This is a genomic window from Bacillus sp. NTK074B (assembly GCF_017303375.1).
Taxonomy (GTDB): domain Bacteria; phylum Bacillota; class Bacilli; order Bacillales; family Bacillaceae_B; genus Rossellomorea.
In genome coordinates this window covers 1-21,207 of record NZ_JAFKOH010000007.1, presented here as the reverse complement: position 1 = coordinate 21,207, position 21,207 = coordinate 1, and the positions used below count along the sequence as shown (strand labels likewise).

The following is a 21,207-nucleotide window of genomic DNA, read 5'->3' as shown; positions in this document are numbered from 1 at the left end:
ATAAAGTCTTTATAACAAATTTCTCAAAATTTTGTTTTCCTCATTTCTTATAAGGCTATTACTTATATTCCCATAATAAATCCACGGAAAACCCTTTTTAAAATCGACTATTCTGAAATAATATTCTATTAAGCGCTTTCTCTTTCACCTTCTTGTATCCCGTTGTGAGGGTACTTTTTTCATAAACCATCTTACTACTGTTACCTAAAAAAACCAAATATTTTTTGTTGATTTCATGAATTTTTTATTTTGTTTGATCTTTCTAGAGTAATAGATACAAATTTTCCGCCTTCAGTTCACATCTTCCTCTTAAAAAATGAACTCATCGCCCATCCGTTGCATAGTATAAAACCAAAAGCAAACCAACCAATACAGTTTAAAGTGAGGTGGTTCACGTGTTCCCATGGAGTTTATTCCCTTTCAATAAAGGTATGAAAGATCAAATGAACCAGATGAACCCGAAAGAAATGGATTCTTATATACAAGGAATGATGAAGAAAATGATCCCTGGCGGTTGGGAAAGCATGATGAATCCTAATGATATGATGAATGGTGCTCAATCCTTCATGAACCCTATGGGCAATCAGGGGCAAAAAGACAAGAATGAGAAAGAGTACAGCTCCCACTCCTCATCCGTTCCTGCTACTGTCTTTGAATCCTTTGAAGATATTTATATTCGTTTTCATATTCCGAACGAAGAATGGATGAAACAACTGAAAATCTTCCACACCTCCAACCAGGCAATCATAGAAAACATCCCGGGGAGTGACGAAAGACAAGTAATCACTCTGCCCTGTTTAGTAAAGAAAAAAGGGGCTGTGGCTCAGTTCAAGGAAGGAATCCTGGAGCTCAGGATCCCTAAGAGCATTGATATGCAGTACACAGAAATAGACGTCTCAGAAAAATATTGAGACGTCTATCATCATCGGACGTATTTAAGGGATAGGCGGATAACCGTTCCATCTGGTTGATTTCTGAAGGCAGTGATAAATCCCTCATAGTTATAAATGAGTTTTGATGCAATGGCCAATCCCAATCCGTATCCTCCCTTTTCCCTGCTCCTTGCCTTATCTACGCGATAAAAACGATTAAAAATCTTAGGGAGATCTTCTTCCGGAATACCGATCCCTTCATCCTTCACCTCTACGATTACTTCTCCCTGATGATCCGCAAGCTTCACTTCGATGGTGGAATGCTCATCAGAATACTTTACAGCGTTATCCAGGAGGATGGTCATGATTTGTTCCAGATGCCGTGGCATTATGGCAACCAAAGCTTCCCGGTCTAATTCATCCAAGGATGAGAACGTATAATTCTTATGAAGGAACCTAAAGTCCCTTATGACTTTATCGACTACTTTCTGAACGTTTGCACGGGCATTTTCCAAATCGACATTTACCCGGTCTGCCCTGGAGAGCTCCAGCAATTCCCCCACGAGCCGTTTCACTCTTTCCAGTTCTTCTAATGATACTTGTAAAGATTCTTCCAGTATGGTTGGATCTTTTTTTCCCCAGCGATTCAATAAAGCAAGATGCCCCTCGAGTACCTGAATGGGCGTTCTTAATTCATGGGATGCATCTTCCACGAATTGCTGTTGTTGCTGAAAAGATTTTTCGATTTGGTTCATCATCTTATTGAAGATCTGTGACAAGTCACTGATTTCATCATGAGCTTTGACGATCTCTACTCTTTCATGAAACCCTTTCCGTTCGATCGATCTCATCGTTTCGGAAAGCTTATTCAATGGTCGAACAAAGCTTTTCGCCATGAAATAACCAACGACTGCGCTGATCAGGAGTGCCAAAATACCTGTGATAGTCATGATCCAGAAAAGGTTTTTCATGATCTTTTCATAGCGGTTTAACGGCTGAATGATTTCAACATATCCATTGAACTCACTTGACTGAATCGGCGAGCGTCCAATGAGCATTTTCTTGCCCTCGGATTCTATCGATACCACAGATTTGGACCCTGCCGGCTGAAAGGGTACATAGAATGAAGCTTCATTTTCCCCTTTGATTTCCAACACTTGATCTCCTTGATGATCCAAAATCCTTATAGTCTGGTCCTTTTCTGCAATTTGTTTCATTAAATCCCGGCTATCATAAATATCTTGAAGCTTGATATTGGATCCTCTTTGTTTAAAAAAGACAGAAATTTCATCCAACACCCGTTCAAAATTGTTTTCTTCCTCATCAAGCATCCATTTACTGATAGCATGATATTGAAAAAAACTGAATAGAAAAAAGGCAAGGAATATGGCTGAGCCCGCGGCCAAAGCCCACTTCAGCTTAAGTGATGAAGGGTTAAAACGATTAATCAATGTATTCATGTCCTCATCACATAACCCGTCCCCCGAACCGTTTGGATATAACTGTCTTCGTCAGGTGAATCAATTTTATTCCTTAAATACCTCACGTAAACATCCACGACGTTCGTTTCTACTTCAGTATCGTACCCCCATACCTTATTCAGAAGAACTTCTCGGGTCAGCACAATATTCTTGTTTTCCAAAAAGGCGAGTAAAAGGTCATATTCCCTTTTCGTCACCTCAATTTCTTCTTCTAACTTAAAAACCTGCCTGGACTCTTTTTGTACAGTGATATCACGGAAATGAAATGTAGTCTGGGTGATGATCGTTTCCTCTTTTACTGCACGCCTGAACACAGCCCTCAGTCTTGCTAACAATTCTTCAATGGCAAAAGGTTTGACAATATAATCGTCCGCCCCGCTGTCAAGCCCGGAGACACGGTCCATCACACTGTCCCTTGCCGTGATCATGAGGATCGGAATGGACTTCACTTGACGTATTCTCCTGCAAACTTCAAGTCCATTTAAGCCTGGAAGCATTAAGTCCAACAGGATGATATCCCACTCCTCTTCAAGGGCCTTTTCCAAACCATCCCTTCCATCATATGCGAGACCCACATCATAACCTTCATATTTTAGTTCCAGTTCGATAAAACGGGATAGATTTTTTTCATCTTCAATGACTAAGATCCTTTTCACACAATCACCTGCTCTAAAGCTTCTTACATCTTATTTTAGTTTACTTTTATTAAAAATAAAATCATTAAGGGCATGGAATATTTCAATACCTTGATACGTCATTAAGGTAATGGCGGTAAAACTAAAAAATAAAACAGGAATAATTCGAATCCACATGGTTCTAACCTCCCTTTTTATCAGTACTTTCATTCTCCTCCAGCTTCATTAAAATACAATGAGAAATGGGTGAATTTTCATTAAGAGATATTGTTTACATAATAATATTACGGTTCGTTAAATTCGTAGTATGAATTAACCGAGATTGAAGAAAATAAGCTCTGTAGAAACAAGAATGAGGTGCACGAAATGGAAAGCAAGAAAAAGTTGGATTTATTCGCATTATCATCTATTCCTTTAGTTATGACATTGGGGAATTCCATGTTAATTCCTGTTCTCCCTCAATTGGAAAGAGAATTGGATATTACCGGTTTTCAATCAAGCCTCATCATCACGGTCTATTCGATCATTGCGATCCTTTGCATCCCCATAGCGGGGTTTTTGTCGGATCGCTTCGGCAGGAAGAAAATATTGATTCCAAGTCTCATTATCGCTGGAATTGGCGGAACCCTTTGCGGTATTGCGTCTATATATGGATCTAATGCCTATTTATTTGTGATCGTCGGCAGAGTCATACAAGGGATAGGTGCAGCCGGAGCCTTTCCGGTCGTCATTCCAACTGTTGGGGATTTGTATGAAGATGATGACCAGATAACCAAAGGGCTTGGACTGATTGAGACGTCTAACACGTTTGGTAAAGTATTAAGTCCGATCTTAGGGGCATTATTTGCTGCTTGGATCTGGTACATTCCCTTTTTTTCCATCCCTGTTTTTTCCGTACTTTCAATCGTTCTGATTCTTTTCATGGTAAAAGTTCCTCCAAAAAAAGGTGAAGAGGGAAAACAGTCCATCAAAGAGTTCATTCACGAAGTTAAAGTGGTCCTTAAGAAAGAAAAGAAATGGATTTTCGGTATCTTTATCATCGGGATCCTTTCCATGTTCATTTTATTCGGGTTCCTGTATTATTTATCCACACGACTGGAACAGGCTTATCATATCAACGGAGTCATGAAAGGTCTGTATCTGGCCGTACCCCTTCTATTTTTATGCTTGACCTCATACATTTCGGGGAAACTGATTGGTAAGAGCAAAAATAAAATGAAGTGGGTCATTGTATTAGGTTCTTTAATGAGCTCAATTGCATTTCTCCCGCTATTATTCAGCGAAGGTAAATGGGTGATCATAGGTATTTTCTCCATTGCAGGAATTGGTATGGGATCGGCTTTGCCTTGTCTTGATGCTTTGATCACAGAAGGTATCGAAAAAGAACATCGGGGAACAGTAACCTCAATTTACAGTTCCATGAGGTTTACAGGAGTCGCCCTTGGGCCCCCGATTGTTGCACTGATTGAACCCATGACCATTTTTATCATTTTTATCACCCTCAGCATCTTTTCATGTCTCATCGGGATGTTTCTCATTAAAGTCCCGGTTTCAGAACCTCATTCACTTTCAACGAAAAAGGCATAACCAAAGAACGGACCCATGGAAGGTACCGTTCTCTATTGCGTTCCCGCTACGCTTCCCTATCGTATATGGTTTACTCTTCTACATAATGTGGTAGATATAACCATAAATATGGAAGAGAAGCAAAGGGGGGAATAAGTATGACGTGGCTTATTGTAATTGTTTCTTTCTTTATCCTGCTCGTCCTATCGGAAGAGATGGTTTATTATTTTTTGCGGAAAAGAATCATGGAAGATTCTTCTAAAGAGGATAAAAATGAAGGAAAAATGAAAGCATGGCTCTATAAACTAAAATTAAAGCTACATCATCCCCAATAATCTGAAGGCTTATGCAGACTGGCAGAGAAACTTTTCTTTGCCTTTTTTTGTTCTTCCACATACACCATCTCACCTTTTTAGGCTACCCAATATATATCATTCAATTGCATTTTTCATAATCATTCTTTTTTCTCATTTTAAAAAAAGAAGACAAAAGCTTCAGCAAGGCTTTTGTCTTCAAAGGAAAGAAATTAGAATGGGTCTTACATAATAAAGATTTAAACAGAATTAGAAAGCTACCCCACTTCCCATCCTGTTTAGGGAGTGATAAATCCTTATTCATAAGCAAGACCCATTGTATCTTTCAAAAAAGTGAACTCTATTAAAACAAGATTAGAATTTAATGAGAAATTATCTATTTGCACGGGAAGTCTTCCATCAATGAAAACAGAATATCGGGTTTTATGGTATGATGAAGAAGAATTCAGAATGTTATAATACATTCTCATGGTCGAAAGGATGAAAAAATGAAAATCGATTTAAACTGTGATCTAGGAGAAAGCTTTGGTGCATATACGATTGGTAAGGATGAAGACATGATGAATTATGTCAGCTCTGTTAATATCGCTTGCGGTTTTCATGCAGGTGATCCCCTTGTAATGAAACATACCGTTTCAAACGCCATGAAGCATAATGTAAAGATCGGGGCCCATCCGGGACTGCCAGACATTCAAGGGTTTGGCAGAAGAATGATGCATATTTCACCTGAAGAGGCCTATGCCCTCATCCAATATCAAATTGGTGCTCTGTACGCTTTTGTAAAAGCACAGGGAGGGATTTTATCACATGTTAAGCCTCATGGGGCGCTGTACAATATGGCTGCGAAGGACTTCCCACTGGCTAAATCGATAGCGGAAGCCGTATATGACCTTGATACGTCCCTCACTCTATTTGGTTTATCGCAAAGCGAACTCACTAGAGCAGGTGAGGAAATTGGTTTACATGTTGCCCATGAAGTTTTTGCCGATCGAGCCTATCAATCAGACGGTTCATTAACTCCACGTTCTCTTCCACATTCAGTGCTTCACGATGCGAACGAAGTGGAAACACAGGTTCTTCGTATGGTGGAAAAACAAGAAGTGATGTCAATTGATGGTAAGATCGTATCCATCCAGGCAGACACCGTTTGTCTACATGGGGATAACGAAGCGGCTCTATCCCTCGCTAAACGTTTATATAATAAGTTAAAGGGATGATACAGGGCGCTCAACCGCCCTATTGATTCTTTTAATACTGTTTAGTAATAAGATAGATTAGTGGGGGAGATGGAGGATTTCACATGAATAAGACAGCACTTCTAAAGGGATTCAGGTGGATATTTATCTTTATAGTGGGATTCGTCATTGTCATTTACTCGTACAAGCGGATCCTCTTGCATACCGGTATAGAATCATCCATTCATACCGTTTCTCCCGGTTCTACGATTGTGGGTATCATACAAACTCATTCAACAGCCGACAATAAAAAATTCTATAAAGCCCTCTATAGAACAACAGAGGGAAAGTGTTTCAATGCAACCTTCGAACGAAAAAGCTACACGTTCATTGAAAATCGTGAATCACCTTGTCATTAAAGGAGGGGCAAAAGTTGAAAAGGGCCATTCATATTTTTCCTGCCTTTCATAAAGCAGAAAAAATTCAGGATATCAGAAAAATATACGATCCGCTCTCTGATAAAATCCCACCCCACATCACCCTTGTTTTCCCTTTTGAATCTCTTATTCCCCTAAATGAATTATTCTCCCATGTTCAATCACTGGCAAACAATCTTTCACCATTCACCCTTATCATGAACGGAGTGACTGGCTCAAATGGAGAGTATTTATTCTTAAATGTTAAACAGGGTAATGATGCTCTTATTCATTTACACGATGAATTATACAAAGGAATCCTGACACCTTATCGAAATCATCACATTACTTACACTCCCCATATCACACTTGGACGGATAAAAAACCAGGAGGAATGCAGCCTGGCAGTCGAGACATACAAGGGTTGGGAAGAGAGCTTCCATACGGTAGTAAAAGAAGTCGTCATAGAGGAAATAGGTGAGGATGAAATTTCCCATGTTATCGGCAGGATACGACTTGACGACAATATGTATTAATCAAGGCTTTCAGTGGAATGTAAACGAATAGATCATACATGAAAAGAGGCGAGTAGGTATATGATTAAAACACTCACCATTGATACTAAGAAACATGACGAAATGATCGACATTACTGACTATGTGCAGGATATCATCAATCTCTCAAACGTGAGAGAAGGTGTTGCAATCGTTCAATCCCTTCATACAACTGCAGGTATTACCGTTAATGAGAATGCGGATCCAGATGTAAAAACCGACTTCCTCCGCCGATTAGACGAAGTATACCCTTGGCATCAAGTCTCAGATCTCCATGGTGAAGGAAATACAGCAGCCCATTTGAAAACAAGCACAGTCGGCCATTCTCAAATGCTCATCGTTACGGATGGGGAACTTTTACTTGGGACATGGCAAGGTGTTTTCTTATGTGAATTCGACGGACCCCGTTCACGAAGAAAAGTGTCCGTCATAGTCATTCCTTCAAAGTAAGACTTTTATATAGAAGTGGAAACCATCGATCATTATTTGTTAATCATCACGGATGTTGAAGGAATAAGTATCTTCAACATCCGTCTCCCCCTCGATTCTTCTTCAAAAGCCCGTTTTTCACACTGCAATATCCTTTATTCTAAAAAACGATCCCGAATGTTTCCAGAAGGCAACGTGCATGATTCCTTTACTCCAAACCATCTATATCTATTCCTGGCAACCACTCTATATATGCTGTCTCTCAAGGGTTTTGGAATGAGAAGAAATACACTGAAAATCTTCCATGGCCATTTTAGATTTGAACAAACTTTTAAGGCTGCTGTGGATTCAATGTAGGCTTGAGGTTCGTCAATCAAGACAAAACTGTCAGTCGTTTCGGGGATGTTGTGTTTGCATAATAATTCCTGGCCTATCTTGCTTTGCAGTGAGGCAAATCGATAACTTCCCCGTGGATCCCGCTCAATGATGAAGCGGACACTACTATTGCAAAAATTACAGATGCCATCAAATAAAATGATTTTCACGTCTATCACACCTTTGCCTTAAACAGATTCCATTCCCCTTTACTATAATACAGTCATGCAGAACGCTAAAGGAACATGTTCCTAACCTAAGCGATGCAATGCTTTTACACCTTTTCTGATAAATGACCAATCTGATTATAGGAACGGACAAACCATTTTCCATCCTCAAAACGGATTTCAGTAAAACATCCGTTCTGTAATTTCACATGCCGGGGTCCTGAAACATCTTCATGGTATTCCATTATTAAAGCATTAATGACGGCTCCATGGGCGACGACCAATACCTTCCGATCCGGAAATTGAGCATGGATATCTCTTAATCCAGTTTGCACCCTGGCTAACAGTTCTTGGTAGGTTTCCATATTCGGGAACGTAAAGTCCGGGTAGCGTTCTTCCCTCTCTGCACGCAGCATCCCTTCCCCTTCACCAAAAAAGCGTTCTTTAAAATGATCCATTTCTATAATATCCAGGTTTAGGTCCCTGTTGATGATTTCTGCCGTTTTCTTTGCTCTCTGTAAAGAAGTGGTGATCAGTACATCCCATTGATGGTGTTTCAAGGCAACCCTGCATTCTTCCGCTTGCCGTTTTCCAGTTTCATTTAACGGAATGTCGGTTTGACCTTGTAACTTTCCGTAAAGATTCCAATTTGTTTGACCGTGACGAACAAAACATATATGCGTCATACCTTCTCCACCTTTCGTTTAATTTATTTAAATGGATTGTTTTAAAAGTCAAAACCTTTTCAGGAAAGGACGATTCAACCGGTAAGTACAATTTTACTAGCTTTTATGATATACTATATTACCATTAATAGAGATTATTTCGAAATTTTTAAATCCATAAGCAGTAGAAGGAGTTGGATGAAGAAATGAGAGAAGAGTTATTTTATATAGGACAAGAAATTGTTTCCCATAAATCCGAGATTGCTCAAGGGGTCATTCACTATCAGGAACAGCGATATTCTGATCAGATTAAGTTATCGGGTGTAAAAATGGAACAAATCACAGAATGGCGTATGCAATTAATCGAAATGCTAGGTCAATCCTTGTTTGAAGATAAAGCCGAATCCCTCGACAAAGTAAAGGAGTGGACAGGAAGAGTGGGGAAAGTTGCTCTTGAGAAGGGCCTCTCACTCAACGAATCTCTTAAAACGTTATCAGCATTCCGCACAGCCATTTGGGACATTTTCTCTGAGCAACTTCTTGATCATCAAATTTCTGCCGCTCTTATGCTTCAGGTAAACTCAGAAATCAATCCCATCCTTGATGAAATCGCATATTTATTAAACGAAGTGTGCCGTACTCAACAAAAGGATCAGCTTGCCTTAATCCATACAGCAATGGATGAACTTTCGGCACCGATTGTTCCGATTGCAGATAAGGTAGCGATTTTGCCGCTTATTGGAGAAATCGATACTCACAGAGCAAGTTCCGTCATGGAAACAGCTTTAAAGAAAAGCTCCGAATTAAAATTAGACTATTTATTTATTGATATTTCCGGTGTTGCCATCATGGACACAATGGTTTCCCATAATATTTATCAAATCATTAATGCTCTAAAGATGATGGGTGTGCAATCTGTCTTAACAGGAATCCGGCCAGAAGTGGCCCAAACATTGGGAAACCTCGGCATTACTTTTGAAGACCTGAAAACAAGTGCCAGCTTGAAAAAAGCCCTTGAAGATATTGGATTCAACCAATATGAAGTGGTTCTCCCCTTATAGTCGGAAAGACCATAAACCGGAAAAGGCGGTTTATGGTCTTTCTTCTATAAGGAAGAGGTTTTACTATCTTGTTTCACCTTATGATGAAGCAGGATTTGTATGCTTTGAACAGCCATATAAATCGGTATGGACCAATACATCTTGTATCCCTTGTCGAAGTGGAAGATTCCGATTTTCACTGTACACCACTCCATCAATAGAGAGAAAGCGGTCCAGATCAAGATGTAGGCAAGGTTCATCATTCCATGTATCTTCAACCTCTTATATATATAAATAAAGAAATAACTATACGGACCATACATAATATAACTGATGAAATCGATTCCCTGATAAGCTGAACTGTCATTCACATCATAAAAGTCCCAAGGCGTAATACTAATGGTGTGATCATAAAACATACCGATCGATATTCCGTATACAAAGTAATTGAAGCCCTCGAGAAACGAAAATATCTTTGGAGTGATCCATATTAGAAGGAGGAGGACGATCAGGCTGATAATGATAAACCATTCATTCCAGTTGAAAGACCTTTCATAGATTCTGTCCATTTCTTCCCTCCTCCTTCTTCTGTAAATGATAAAGCCCCTTCCCGAACCAAATACAGAACAGCAGATATACACCATTAACAACCACAGTATTTAATAAGCTCCAGTCAGGGTAGGAAAGAGAATGGAAATAAACATGGAGCACATCCAATATACTGATGAATAATAAAAGACAAACAAAACAAACCATTTTATCTCTCGTTCTTCTATAATTCAAATAGCCGTTCACCATGATGACCCCTACTAGTGGTACAATACACTCCCTGTTAATAAGCAAGCTGATAAATGAAGCGATGTCCTCTGAAGCTTTCATCCATTTCAGTTTATTCGTCAGAATCGTGATATAATTCGTTGAAATGATGGATAACACCATAAATTGAATCGCATTCGCGGTAAATGAAAGGTTCTTCTTCATGAATAATACAATGTAAATTATGATGATTAAAATTGTAATAAAAAAAGGAAGTGACATATGCATCTCCTATACTTTTTTCATCATTGTTCCCCTATTCCACCCAATCCATAACATTTAAAAAGCAGTAAGAGGTTTGATTTAGTTTACAGAGGGAAAATAAGGAATAAGAATCAAGGAGGTAAAGAGATGAGACATGAATCAATTAATCCTAAGTTTGCAAAGGATGAAATTAAAGAGATATTTGTAGATGGCTTGCAGCGTGACCTTTCAACCGAAGAGGAAACCCTTATCTCAGGCTGGACCCGATCATTCGATAAGAGTGAACGAGCCACCATCATCAATCTTTTAAAAGAATTATTGAACAAACATAAAAGGCATGACTAAAAACAATAGGTGTCAAATTGGGAACATCAATGTAAAAGAGAAATAAAAAAGGCGGACCCATTATAATGAATGGGCCTGCCTTTTTTATTTCTATATAGAATTCCTATCAAAGATCACTCGTTGATTCCAATAGTTGATCGATATCAACGCGATAGATCGGGCGCTTTAACTCCTCTTGTCCGAGTTCTACGGTATCGTCTAGTACTTCATCAATATTCATACTTATAATACCTCCCAGGTGGTGAATGTCAGAATGTGATGAATGGATGATATATCATCTTCCCTATACGATTCGATGGCATTATCTCATTCTTGGGGGTATCTTTCAAATTTTTTATCTTTAATTGCCTATACTGATCAGAAAGTTGAACCGAATGACAGGTTATGTTATCGTTAAATAACAATTGATTCTACTTAAATAGTAATAGATGGGTAGAATGGCTCTCTCCTCTAAGGAGGCGTATTAATGAAACGATTTTCCATGCTTCACGTACCTAAGGATTTCAGGCATAGAGGGCGACCAGCTGTTACCGTTCATGTCTTACCGGTCCACAAAGAATACTTTGCTATAGGTAAATCATTTAAAGGAAACGGTAAAGCTGCAAACAACAACGAAAAACTAGCCGCATATTATGCGTATCTAGATACTTTACATTAAAACGCTTATCTATATAAAACAGCTGATCAGAACTTAATCCGATCAGCTGTTTTGGTGTTCAAAGGTAACTTCTTATTTCTGAGTGCATCCCTTTACACCGAGGTGATACCTTTACCTTATCATTCTCTCCCTATATTCATTCAAAATGTGTCGATGACTGCTTACCATGGATTGTGGAATTCCAGAAAATGGATAGAAACTTAACTGAATGGATTCTGATAGATCCCTCCTCATTTCCCCATGAAACTCGCGAGTAAAATAGGCTGTAGTGACAACGTAGAATTCATCTCCATTTGCCGCTTTAATGAACTGATCAGCCCCAGAGTATACATTTAATAAATGTAATTCTCCTAAAAGGAGACCCGTTTCTTCCTCCACTTCTCTTCTAGCTGTCTCTTCTGTTGATTCCCTAAGCTCCATCAACCCCCCCGGGAGTCCCCAGGTACCACTTGGAAATCGCCTTTCCTGAAGAAGTACTTCATTTCGCTCATTTACTATAATGACTACCGCCCCAACCAAGATCAGTGGACGATTCCCAACCAATTCTCTAATTTCTTCTATGTATCCCAGCTGCTCTCAGCTCCTCTCAAATCAAACAGATACCTTTTTGAATTATCACAGCATATACTGACGCACCTCAAAGCAATTCTTATCGGGATCAAAAAATTCAAAATAGGTTACCCCTTCATCTACCTCAATGGTCCCTACCTTGACACCTTTCTCCATAAGCTTCAATCTGGTTTCTTCCAGAGCATCTGAAAATAAAATGGGTTTAATGGAAGAGGGACGGACCTCGCCTTGTTGAATGGTAAGGGTGGCTTCTCCCACCCCAACTTTATAGACAAGATACTCCCCTGAATCGAAGACCTGTTCTAACTCCAACACCTCTTCATACCATATTTGAGACTTCTTTAAATCAGCCACTTGAGTATGTACCGTATCAATTTTTGAAAACAATGGTATTTCCACCTTCCCCAGATTTAATCTTTCAGTAGACTTAAATGACCGACAATTTCCTTCGCCTCGAATTTTTCCATAGGAGGCAGTGCAGTTACGGTTAATGACCCTTTTACTATCTCCGTTAAACCACTGTCATGAATACTGAAATATCCTTTCTTCTCCATTTTTTCCAATTCCGAGGATTTCCCCTTAAGGACCACTTTCTTCATTCCCGTTTGCACCCATTCGATAAAGTCAGCCTGCCTATTTTTAAATGGGGAATCCTCCGACATCATTGTCAAAGTACTCAATGTAGCAGCATGTGCCACTTGTGCGGCCGTCTTTCCTTTAGACATCTGTAGATCCTTATTAACGATAAAATATTGCACGAGATCCTTTCTAGTCATTCGTTTAATCATTCCTATCATCAGTGTAATGAAGTGCTATGATATTATCCTACCACATACTCGATTTACTTCCTTCTAAGTTTCACCGTATTCTTTTTGAGTATGACAATTTTCACCTCCTCCCCGACGGTAAAGTCCAGGTATTCATCACAATTCACCTTATAAGTATGGCCATTATCAAACTTCATGGCACAAGATGAATCACTTTTATTCATATCCAGCTTTTCTCCAGAGTTTATTCCCACCGATCCCTCTCCTACACCTTCAGGAAAATATTTTTCTTCAATTACCACCCAATCTTCTTTATTGCTGACCACCAGTTTCACGATCAGTAAACACAACAGGACTAAGACCAACAATCCAAGAACGGACACTTTCATCCATAACGCTTTCATATAAATCCCCTTCACTTATTTTTAGGCAATAAAGGATTATATGCCAGCAAATCTTATAACATGCGACTAGGTAATGAATAACTTTCCTTGCAATCATTCGAGAAGGGATTTATAATCAAACTAACGACCGTTAGTTAGTCTGAAGGGGATGATTCTTCATGAATGGTAATAAGCAATTGATTAAGACCGTTGCACTGGACTTATTCGGACAAAAAGGATATGAAGATACCTCATTAGCAGAGATCGCACGAGAAGTAGGAATTAAGAAACCTTCCATCTATAATCATTTCCGCAGCAAAGATGATTTATTTGTGGAAGTATTGGAAGATCTTATTATTTCTGAAGTCAAAGCATACAGAATGGCTCAGGAGGAAATGAATCATCTGGAGCCCGTTGAGAATGTCAGGAATCTCTTTGACCTGTTTTGCCAGAGATTGATGACAACTAAAGAATCTCTACTTTGGAAAAGGGTCACATTCTTCCCTCCAGAACCCTTTAAAGATCTAATTCAGGAACACTTTGTCTATTTTGAAGAAGTGACCTCCTCTATTCTGGTGGATATATACGAGGAAGGGATAAAACAGAAACGGTTTCATGAAATCACTGTAGATGAATTTGTGTCCTCGTTTTTATGTTTGGTTGACGGGGTTTTCTTAGAGCATCATTATTACACGCAGGAAATCTTCCAGCAACGGGTTGAATCCGCCTGGAAAGTGTATGAACGTGGAATAGTAAGTGACAAAGGAGTGTAGCATCATGGGTTGGATTTATGTCATTATTGGAGGAATTCTTGAGATCGGGTGGGCAACCGGATTGTCCCTGTCGCAGGGATTTACCAAACCCCTCCCCAGTATCATTACGGCATTTCTAATATTAGTGAGTTTTTATTTTTTCTCAAATTCAATGAAACGATTGCCTATAGGTACAGCTTATGCCGTCTTCACAGGCATAGGTGCAGCAGGTACGGCACTAATTGGAATGTTGTTTCTTAACGAAGGGATCAGCCTATTGAAAGTGGCATTCATCTCTTTACTCATATTCGGGGTCATTGGGTTAAAGATGAGTGATAAAGAAGAGAAAGATACTGGGGGTGCCCACTGATGGCGTGGATATTTCTCATTTTTGCAGGGTTTTCAGAAGTAGTCATGGTCACTTTCATGAAGCTTTCAGAAGGGTACAAAAAACTCTTGCCCTCCCTTATAAGCTTTGCAGCCGGCGCAATGAGTTTTTACTTATTGTCTCTATCCCTGCTCGATATTCCTGTAAGCACAGGATATGGTATATGGACGGGTATCGGGTCTGCCGGCGCCGTGATTATGGGCATGTTGTTTTTCAAGGAAAGAAAAGACGGTAAAAGGATTTTCTTCATCTGCTGTATTGTTGGAAGTATCATTGGTTTGAAGCTTATCTCTTAAAGTAAAAAGATCTTGCTTCCAAAAGGGGCAAGATCTTTTCTTATGGTTAGTTGATGATGCCGTTTCCGATAATTTTTAATTCTATAGTTGGTTTTATGGTGATGGTGGGGTATTCTTTCTCCCAGTCTACTTGTTGCCACACCTCTGGGTGAAAGGCGATTAACTCTCTCCCGATCCCCAATAAATCGGAGTTTGCTTCCTGAACTTTCCGAATGACTTCCTCTGCGTCTTGTTCCAGATGCCTTGTTATGCTTTTTTCCAACTCTTTTACCTTTGCTTTATCCGCCAATTCATCTTGAGGGAACTCCACGATTGTGACCCCCGTCTTCATTGTTAATTCGACTTCAATATTTCCAGGAGTCGTTGAGATTAATTTCATTTTTGTCTTTGGGTCAACCAAATTATATGTAATATAATTTTCTATATTGACCTTTTTTCCTTTATCCACTTTGGTGACGACCCTTGCGATCTTTGCTTTTTTATTCATTAACACGAGCATAAGGGTCGATTCAGGAATGGATAGGGTACCTGACATGGCCCGTTTATGGAATAAGGCGGTTCCATCCATGATGACCTCTTCATCTTTCAGCTTAAAGAGCGGTACGAAGAAGTCCTTTCCCTCATCAAACATGAGAGTGCACACCGATTGCATATTGACCTTCGGAACCCCGGTAAAGGATTCCCCAGACGAGATGGATTCAATAAGAAACTCGGATATGAGGACATTTTTCTGTTGAATGGTCCGAAGAATGTTTGCTGCCTCTCCCTCTGCAACGGCTAACTTTGATGAAATGGAGCTATTGGGGTCCCGGTAGAAAATATCCAGGAAATCGTAGACATCGTTCCTTGCTAAATCCTCACCCAATAAGAAAATACGGTTTTTCGAGGGCTCAAAATTACCTGATATCTTCCGGTCCATATGCATCCGTACATCTCTGATTGTTTTAGCATCGGCCTCTACCTCGGTATTGGTGGGGGTTCCTTCTTTAAAATCCCGAATGATGGCTGTAGCATGGATATCTCCGTCGGAAGTTAAATCAAAGGCAGAGGAAAATACAAGCCTTCCATTTTTTAATAGCCTTTCATCCCAACAACCTGACAGGGTCAAGGAACTTATGATGAGTAGAATTAGAATTCTATTCTTTTTCATGAACGCTTCGCCCTTTCCTGTTTTTTGAACAAAAAGGATACACCAAGCAGCAGGACAGGAATCAAGATGACAAAAATATAACTCATAAAGATGATTGCCTTGTTGTACATTTCCATGTGTTCGTTATTTACCGATAAAGCAATGATAAGTCCAGTAATGCCAAAAAGGACGGGTAGAAAGGTACGTTTGATTTTTTTGACTTTCCTGATAAAAAATGATGTCCCTTCCGTCGAGAAAAACAAGTAGCTTGTCAGAGATGTGATGACGTTGACAATCCACAGGGATAAGAAGACAAGGTCGATCCGTTCGATGATCTTTAAATACAGGGACTTTACAAAATATAAAACGGGTTGTGGAATAATTTCAATTTCAGCGGGACTGAATATCACCAGGCTTACGATCGTCATAAAGCAATAAATGGTGGTCACACTTATATTGGCAACCGTGACAGATTTCAAGATGGATGCTGATCCGATCTGCTGAAAGTGGGGATATAAAATGAGCAATAATTCAAATCCCAGCATGGAAAAGTACGCTTCATTTGCCCCCTTCAACCAATTTACCCCTCCTGAATGGGCCATGGGAAACAAATATCTGAAATCGACTGGATGCGTCACCAGAACAATGATGGATATGACTAGTAGGAATAGGATGAGGCTTGATACAAGGACATAGACATTGCTTATCCCAACGACATCTTCTTTCGCCAAATATATAGCTGTGGCCACTAAAAGAACCATAATGATCCATTTGGGAGTAAAGATTAATACCCACATTTTAATGATTTTCGTTGAGTACATTAAAACCAAAGCAGTCACCAATAGGCCGTACAGGATGTAACCGCAATTCAGGATTGTCCCTATTCCGTTTCCAAGTAATATCTTCGAATATTCAAATATGGACTTTGATGGAAAACGCCGGCCCAGGAACCATAGAAGGAAGACCATTCCCTGTACCAATATCCCTGCTAATATCACCGAGATCCAGGCATCCTGCTTTGACTTAAGATAGACATTAAACGGGAGTCCTAATATTCCTACACCGATTTGTGTCTGGAGAATGAAGAAAGTGAGCTGTACCCCACTCAGCTTAGTCTGATTGTTCATTCTTTTTCCACCTTCTAGGATCCGTAGTCTTCCATTTATATAGCGCCCTTAAGTCTTTTGGCCGCTCTTTCATTAACCATATGGGAACTCTTATAAATGTATCTTTCCATGCCTTTAAATCCAGTGGCACCAACGGATATAAGTAGTAATGGCCAAGGGACTTCAGTTTGGCCAAATGTATCAATATGAACATCGCTCCGATCACGATCCCAAAGAACCCGAATAACGAAGCTAAAATCATCAGAGGAAACCCCAATATCCGAACTGAAGTACTTAATTCATTGGAAGGAATGACAAATGATGAAATGGCCGTAATAGCGACCACAATGACCATTGTGTTGGAGACAAAATTCGCTTCCACAACGGCTGTCCCGATGACGAGCCCTCCAACAACCCCAATGGTTTGGGCAACCGGATTGGGCAACCGGATGGCAGCTTCACGCAATAGTTCCAGGGTGAATTGCATAATGGCCGCTTCAATCAATGGAGGAAAAGGTAAATACTCCAAAGAACTCTTGATAGAGAAGACAATTTCAACGGGTATCACTTCATAGTTGTACGAAATGACCGCAATATAAAAGGCAGGAAGACACAATGTGGTAATAAAGCTCAATAATCGGATCAGCCTTAAGAATGATGAAATAAATGGACGAGAATTGTAATCCTCGGCAGTTTGAAAAAAGCTGAAAAATGAAACAGGAAAGATCAACGCAGTGGGACTCCCTTCCATCAGGAGGACCATCCTGCCCTCCATCAGATTGGCCTCCACTCTATCGGGTCTTTCCGTATTTAAAAACTGCGGAAATGGGGAAAATGAATTGTCTTCCAGAAATTCTTCGAAATAACCAGGAGATTGTATGGAATCTGACGCAATCGCTGCGATGCGGCTTTCTATTGTTTTCACTAAGTCGGGATTGGTCAATGTCGAAATGCTGACCAACGCATATTTGGTTTTTGTTGTCTCTCCTACATGAGAATACTTCACCGTCACATTTCTATTCGTGATTCTTTCTCTGATGAACTGAACATTTTCCGAGACATTCTCACTAAACCCTTGATGGGAACCCCTGACTACTTTTTCATTTATCGGTTCAATCCGATGTGCAGACTGATCTTTTGGGGTAGGAATCAACAGCATGCATTCTTCGTTTTCTTGTATCAACAGGCAAGAGCCATCCACCAACGCATCCAGTGCATTCTGCAGGTCAACCGTCTCAATGATGGTTGCTCCATTCACAATATGGCTTAAGTTGCCAAAAGGGGTTTCCTGCATTGGCTTGATGACATTCATTTGAATACTATTTACATCTACTATAGTATCAATGAAAATCAGTTTGACCCGGCTATCATTGAATATCAGATCCCTTATAGAAAGGTCATCTGACAAATATAGGCCATTCCGAATAAACGTTACCCTCTCTTCTAACCTGGAAAGGGAAGAAACATTCACTTCCTTTTCTTCTGATGCTGGATTGATTAGTTTTCGCGTGGCCCTTGTCTTGAATGACCTTCCCATGTTTAACACCTTCTGAAAGAGTTTATTACCATGTAGGTTGTCCATAATAAGCAGTGCTATTCAAAGACAGCGATGGCCTTTTTCAAGATAGAATTTGCTTCTTTCACATTCTCTTTAAAAAAATTCTCTTTTTCCACAAGATATTAGTAGGGTGTACCTACCAGTTTTTGATATACTTAATCAGATAAACTAGTCGATAGGAAGAGGTGAAAAGGTTGACCAAGAAAAAAATGTATTCCTGGAGTTTGCAAATTCTTATTATTCTTACCATCATTTATGTTTCAACGAAAATTTCATTTTTATTTGAACCGATTGTTGTATTCGCATCAACATTATTTTTTCCGATCATCATTTCAGGGTTTCTTTATTTTTTATTAAATCCCCTCGTCAATCTTCTCGTGAAAGCAAGATTGCCGCGTACCGTTGCAATCATCGTCTTATATGCTGCGATCATTGGGTTGATGGTTTTAATCATCGGGAATATCGCTCCTGTCATCACCCGCCAGGTGACAGCACTGTTTAATGCCCTTCCGGAGTATGCACGTCAAACGAGAAATTTCATTGAATATTTGTCCGAAACAGAGCAATTTAAATGGATGATGAACCAGGATTATGTCTCACTGAAAGATATCGAAAATCAGTTGGTGGATTTCGCCAATACACTGCCTGATAATATCACCACCGCCTTAAAAGGATTACTCAGTGTATTGACGAGTATCACGATCCTGATCGTAACCGTCCCATTTCTATTGTTCTTTATGTTCAAGGACGGCCATAAATTTCCGAAGGCGATTTCGAAGTTCCTGCCTCCTGCATACCGCAAGGAAGGAATCAACACGTTAAAGGATACGAGTGAAACACTCGCTGCGTATATTCAGGGTCAATTAACCGTTGCTTCATTTGTCGGTACCCTGACCTTTATCGGTTATTTGATCATCGGTTTGCCTTATGCATTGGTTATGGCCCTGATCGGGGCGGTTACGAATATCATCCCGTTTATTGGTCCGTTCATAGGTGCAGCACCGGCTATTATCGTGGCCTTATTTGATTCCCCGACAAAAGCGATCCTGGTGGTGGTCGTGGTCACAATCGCTCAACAAATTGAAGGGAACCTTCTCTCTCCCCTCATTCTGGGGAAACGTTTGGATACCCACCCGGCGACGATCATCATTTTATTACTTGTTGCAGGGAATTTAGCGGGAATACTTGGAATGATCTTAGCGGTACCGACTTACGCCGTGACGAAAACCATTGTATTGAATACAGTGAAGTTTATTAAACTGCGAAGATCTACTATACAGGAATGAATACAGAGACAACCGGGCAAGCCCGGTTGTTTTAATTTTGAGATTTTTTGCCCCATAAACGAAAAAAAAGCAAACCCCGGCCGGGAATTTGCTTCTCTCGTCATCTTTTCTTTTTAAAGAATTTATTGGATGCACCTTTGACTGCTTTGCTCGCAGTATCAACGGTTTTCCCAACCATTTTATTACCGGTGTTGCTTACGTTTTTCACAAAGTCTGCCGAGGTATCAGAAACTTTTCCTACTAATCCACCTTTACCACTCACACTTTTAATCATGTCATTTGCAGTATCTGCCGTTTTGTTCAACAATTCACTGGCTTGCTTGGATGTATTTTTCACTAATTCACCCGGAGTATTTCGTTTATCCTCACTCATGATGATTCCCCTCCTTAGATAAAGACTCATCACTATCCCTATGTATAAGGAGGCCCAAGTATGCGAACCAACCGACAATCACGTGTTGTGTTTTAAATATTTTGTCGGTAATTTCGTTTCTCGGATCAGACCATCTTTCTTCTCAACCCAGTAGACTGAGGCATGTTCTCTGGAACTCACCGCATTGGAGAGCGCTTCATCAATAAAGTGCAGGGCTGCCCCATCATCTGCAGCATAGCCGGCTTTCAATTTCCCTTCCTCAATAAAGGTCTGATAAAGGGGACGCCGGTTCTCTTCTCCATCATAATGGGGGGAGTGACTGCCTTTCAGCAGTCCCAATCCTTTAATTGTGTCTAAACTATCACCGTATGAATCGGTCGTACCTTCTTCAAACCAGCATATCGAACCTGCACTTAAACCTGCAAGGATGATTCCACACTCCCATGCCTTTCTTAATATGGAATCGATCCCCCACTCTCTCCATAGTGCCAGCATGCATTTTGTATTGCCCCCTCCTACATAAATAATATCCTTATCTAACAGAAATCCTTCTATATCCCTTGTGGAGGGCTTGAATAACGAAAGATGTGAAGGTTCAGAGGATAGAGATTTAAAGGAATGGTAATAACGTTCAATATAACTATCGGCATCTCCGCTGGCTGTCGGAAGAAAACATATCTTTGGTTTTGATGCATTTGCCTGCTCAAGTATGTACTGATCCAGTATTATGTTTTCGGGTTCCATGGAGAAACCTCCTCCACCCATTGCAATGATTTGTTTCATGAGAAGACCCACTTCCTTTTATCGAATGGCTGTTTTCGCAAAGATTGTTGCTATTCGCATACAAACTAATATGTACGATGCTCTGTCATTTAAGTTGTGGTGCA

General features: G+C 40.0%; 29 protein-coding genes. 14 read left to right on the top strand and 15 right to left on the bottom strand.

Annotated features, from left to right (window positions below; all coding sequences use genetic code 11):
• Nucleotides 1-395: 395 nt before the first annotated feature.
• On the top strand, nucleotides 396-911 hold the full coding sequence (locus JI667_RS12910; protein WP_206854653.1) for an Hsp20/alpha crystallin family protein: 516 nt from the start codon (nucleotides 396-398) through the stop codon (nucleotides 909-911).
• Nucleotides 912-922: 11 nt separating this feature from the next.
• On the opposite strand, the gene JI667_RS12905 is transcribed toward JI667_RS12910, so the two are convergent.
• A complete protein-coding gene (locus tag JI667_RS12905) occupies nucleotides 923-2,332 on the bottom strand; it encodes a HAMP domain-containing sensor histidine kinase (protein WP_206854648.1) in 1,410 nt (469 codons plus the stop codon).
• Nucleotides 2,329-3,009 (bottom strand): response regulator transcription factor, encoded by a 681-nt coding sequence (locus JI667_RS12900; RefSeq protein WP_206854645.1) that lies wholly within the window; start codon nucleotides 3,007-3,009, stop codon nucleotides 2,329-2,331. Before JI667_RS12900 ends, JI667_RS12905 begins: the two co-directional genes overlap by 4 nt.
• A 345-nt stretch (nucleotides 3,010-3,354) precedes the next feature.
• On the opposite strand from JI667_RS12900, the gene JI667_RS12895 reads away from it, so the two are divergent.
• The 6 genes from JI667_RS12895 (at nucleotide 3,355) to JI667_RS12870 (ending at nucleotide 7,463) form a co-directional block, all read left to right on the top strand.
• Nucleotides 3,355-4,575, top strand: coding sequence for an MFS transporter (locus JI667_RS12895; protein ID WP_206854642.1), 1,221 nt, complete (start codon nucleotides 3,355-3,357; stop codon nucleotides 4,573-4,575).
• Nucleotides 4,576-4,712: 137 nt separating this feature from the next.
• Entirely contained in the window at nucleotides 4,713-4,889 is a 177-nt protein-coding gene (locus JI667_RS12890) for a hypothetical protein (RefSeq protein ID WP_206854639.1), read from the top strand.
• A gap of 467 nt (nucleotides 4,890-5,356) precedes the next feature.
• Nucleotides 5,357-6,085: a LamB/YcsF family protein gene (locus JI667_RS12885; RefSeq protein ID WP_206854636.1), complete on the top strand. Its 729-nt coding sequence runs from the start codon at nucleotides 5,357-5,359 to the stop codon at nucleotides 6,083-6,085.
• Nucleotides 6,086-6,168: 83 nt separating this feature from the next.
• Entirely contained in the window at nucleotides 6,169-6,462 is a 294-nt protein-coding gene (locus JI667_RS12880; RefSeq protein WP_206854633.1) for a hypothetical protein, read from the top strand.
• 14 nt (nucleotides 6,463-6,476) lie between these two features.
• Nucleotides 6,477-6,995 (top strand): 2'-5' RNA ligase family protein, encoded by a 519-nt coding sequence (locus JI667_RS12875; RefSeq protein WP_206854620.1) that lies wholly within the window; start codon nucleotides 6,477-6,479, stop codon nucleotides 6,993-6,995.
• 60 nt (nucleotides 6,996-7,055) lie between these two features.
• Nucleotides 7,056-7,463, top strand: a complete 408-nt coding sequence (locus tag JI667_RS12870) for a secondary thiamine-phosphate synthase enzyme YjbQ (RefSeq protein ID WP_206854618.1) — start codon at nucleotides 7,056-7,058, stop codon at nucleotides 7,461-7,463.
• Between the two features lie 134 nt (nucleotides 7,464-7,597).
• Here the strand turns inward: JI667_RS12870 and JI667_RS12865 are convergent, their stop codons facing one another.
• On the bottom strand, nucleotides 7,598-7,987 hold the full coding sequence (locus JI667_RS12865) for a thiol-disulfide oxidoreductase DCC family protein (protein ID WP_206854615.1): 390 nt from the start codon (nucleotides 7,985-7,987) through the stop codon (nucleotides 7,598-7,600).
• Between the two features lie 104 nt (nucleotides 7,988-8,091).
• Nucleotides 8,092-8,670 (bottom strand): histidine phosphatase family protein, encoded by a 579-nt coding sequence (locus tag JI667_RS12860; protein WP_206854612.1) that lies wholly within the window; start codon nucleotides 8,668-8,670, stop codon nucleotides 8,092-8,094.
• A gap of 185 nt (nucleotides 8,671-8,855) precedes the next feature.
• Here JI667_RS12860 and JI667_RS12855 point away from each other — a divergent pair, with 185 nt between their 5' ends.
• Nucleotides 8,856-9,710 carry an STAS domain-containing protein gene (locus JI667_RS12855; RefSeq protein ID WP_206854609.1) on the top strand — a complete coding sequence of 285 codons (855 nt, stop codon included), beginning with the start codon at nucleotides 8,856-8,858 and terminating at the stop codon, nucleotides 9,708-9,710.
• Between the two features lie 44 nt (nucleotides 9,711-9,754).
• Here the strand turns inward: JI667_RS12855 and JI667_RS12850 are convergent, their stop codons facing one another.
• Nucleotides 9,755-10,258 carry a hypothetical protein gene (locus JI667_RS12850; RefSeq protein WP_206854594.1) on the bottom strand — a complete coding sequence of 168 codons (504 nt, stop codon included), beginning with the start codon at nucleotides 10,256-10,258 and terminating at the stop codon, nucleotides 9,755-9,757.
• Nucleotides 10,242-10,727 carry a hypothetical protein gene (locus JI667_RS12845; protein ID WP_206854590.1) on the bottom strand — a complete coding sequence of 162 codons (486 nt, stop codon included), beginning with the start codon at nucleotides 10,725-10,727 and terminating at the stop codon, nucleotides 10,242-10,244. The genes JI667_RS12850 and JI667_RS12845 overlap by 17 nt, the downstream gene beginning before the upstream one ends.
• 129 nt (nucleotides 10,728-10,856) lie before the next feature.
• Between JI667_RS12845 and JI667_RS12840 the strand changes: the two genes are divergently transcribed.
• Nucleotides 10,857-11,054: a hypothetical protein gene (locus JI667_RS12840; RefSeq protein WP_206854586.1), complete on the top strand. Its 198-nt coding sequence runs from the start codon at nucleotides 10,857-10,859 to the stop codon at nucleotides 11,052-11,054.
• Between the two features lie 466 nt (nucleotides 11,055-11,520).
• Nucleotides 11,521-11,712, top strand: coding sequence for a hypothetical protein (locus JI667_RS12835; RefSeq protein WP_206854581.1), 192 nt, complete (start codon nucleotides 11,521-11,523; stop codon nucleotides 11,710-11,712).
• 111 nt (nucleotides 11,713-11,823) lie between these two features.
• On the opposite strand, the gene JI667_RS12830 is transcribed toward JI667_RS12835, so the two are convergent.
• The 4 genes from JI667_RS12830 to JI667_RS12815 form a co-directional block, all read right to left on the bottom strand.
• Entirely contained in the window at nucleotides 11,824-12,255 is a 432-nt protein-coding gene (locus JI667_RS12830; protein WP_306465462.1) for an NUDIX hydrolase, read from the bottom strand.
• 72 nt (nucleotides 12,256-12,327) lie between these two features.
• Nucleotides 12,328-12,669, bottom strand: coding sequence for a VOC family protein (locus JI667_RS12825; protein WP_206854578.1), 342 nt, complete (start codon nucleotides 12,667-12,669; stop codon nucleotides 12,328-12,330).
• 23 nt (nucleotides 12,670-12,692) lie between these two features.
• The gene (locus tag JI667_RS12820; RefSeq protein WP_206854575.1) at nucleotides 12,693-13,058 is read right to left on the bottom strand and encodes an aminoacyl-tRNA hydrolase; all 366 of its coding nucleotides are present in this window, start codon (nucleotides 13,056-13,058) and stop codon (nucleotides 12,693-12,695) included.
• Nucleotides 13,059-13,123: 65 nt separating this feature from the next.
• Nucleotides 13,124-13,453 carry a hypothetical protein gene (locus JI667_RS12815; protein WP_206854573.1) on the bottom strand — a complete coding sequence of 110 codons (330 nt, stop codon included), beginning with the start codon at nucleotides 13,451-13,453 and terminating at the stop codon, nucleotides 13,124-13,126.
• A gap of 158 nt (nucleotides 13,454-13,611) precedes the next feature.
• On the opposite strand from JI667_RS12815, the gene JI667_RS12810 reads away from it, so the two are divergent.
• Genes JI667_RS12810 through JI667_RS12800 form a run of 3 tightly spaced genes read left to right on the top strand, consistent with a single transcriptional unit; the run spans nucleotide 13,612 to nucleotide 14,868 of the window.
• On the top strand, nucleotides 13,612-14,205 hold the full coding sequence (locus JI667_RS12810) for a TetR/AcrR family transcriptional regulator (protein ID WP_206854571.1): 594 nt from the start codon (nucleotides 13,612-13,614) through the stop codon (nucleotides 14,203-14,205).
• Between the two features lie 4 nt (nucleotides 14,206-14,209).
• Complete coding sequence (locus JI667_RS12805) at nucleotides 14,210-14,554, top strand: DMT family transporter (RefSeq protein ID WP_206854567.1); 345 nt, start codon at nucleotides 14,210-14,212, stop codon at nucleotides 14,552-14,554.
• Nucleotides 14,554-14,868, top strand: coding sequence for a DMT family transporter (locus JI667_RS12800; RefSeq protein WP_206854564.1), 315 nt, complete (start codon nucleotides 14,554-14,556; stop codon nucleotides 14,866-14,868). The genes JI667_RS12805 and JI667_RS12800 overlap by 1 nt, the downstream gene beginning before the upstream one ends.
• 46 nt (nucleotides 14,869-14,914) lie before the next feature.
• On the opposite strand, the gene JI667_RS12795 is transcribed toward JI667_RS12800, so the two are convergent.
• The 3 genes from JI667_RS12795 to JI667_RS12785 are packed head-to-tail and all read right to left on the bottom strand — an operon-like array spanning nucleotide 14,915 to nucleotide 18,640.
• Nucleotides 14,915-16,018, bottom strand: coding sequence for a Ger(x)C family spore germination protein (locus JI667_RS12795; protein ID WP_206854561.1), 1,104 nt, complete (start codon nucleotides 16,016-16,018; stop codon nucleotides 14,915-14,917).
• On the bottom strand, nucleotides 16,015-17,124 hold the full coding sequence (locus tag JI667_RS12790; RefSeq protein ID WP_206854556.1) for a GerAB/ArcD/ProY family transporter: 1,110 nt from the start codon (nucleotides 17,122-17,124) through the stop codon (nucleotides 16,015-16,017). The genes JI667_RS12795 and JI667_RS12790 overlap by 4 nt, the downstream gene beginning before the upstream one ends.
• Entirely contained in the window at nucleotides 17,108-18,640 is a 1,533-nt protein-coding gene (locus JI667_RS12785) for a spore germination protein (protein ID WP_206854552.1), read from the bottom strand. The genes JI667_RS12790 and JI667_RS12785 overlap by 17 nt, the downstream gene beginning before the upstream one ends.
• A gap of 215 nt (nucleotides 18,641-18,855) precedes the next feature.
• On the opposite strand from JI667_RS12785, the gene JI667_RS12780 reads away from it, so the two are divergent.
• Nucleotides 18,856-19,947 (top strand): AI-2E family transporter, encoded by a 1,092-nt coding sequence (locus JI667_RS12780; protein WP_206854548.1) that lies wholly within the window; start codon nucleotides 18,856-18,858, stop codon nucleotides 19,945-19,947.
• Between the two features lie 100 nt (nucleotides 19,948-20,047).
• Here JI667_RS12780 and JI667_RS12775 read toward each other — a convergent pair whose 3' ends face one another.
• Together JI667_RS12775 and JI667_RS12770 are read right to left on the bottom strand one after the other, a co-directional pair.
• Nucleotides 20,048-20,320, bottom strand: coding sequence for a hypothetical protein (locus JI667_RS12775; RefSeq protein ID WP_206854545.1), 273 nt, complete (start codon nucleotides 20,318-20,320; stop codon nucleotides 20,048-20,050).
• 78 nt (nucleotides 20,321-20,398) lie between these two features.
• Nucleotides 20,399-21,103, bottom strand: a complete 705-nt coding sequence (locus JI667_RS12770; protein WP_206854542.1) for a Type 1 glutamine amidotransferase-like domain-containing protein — start codon at nucleotides 21,101-21,103, stop codon at nucleotides 20,399-20,401.
• Nucleotides 21,104-21,207: the final 104 nt, after the last annotated feature.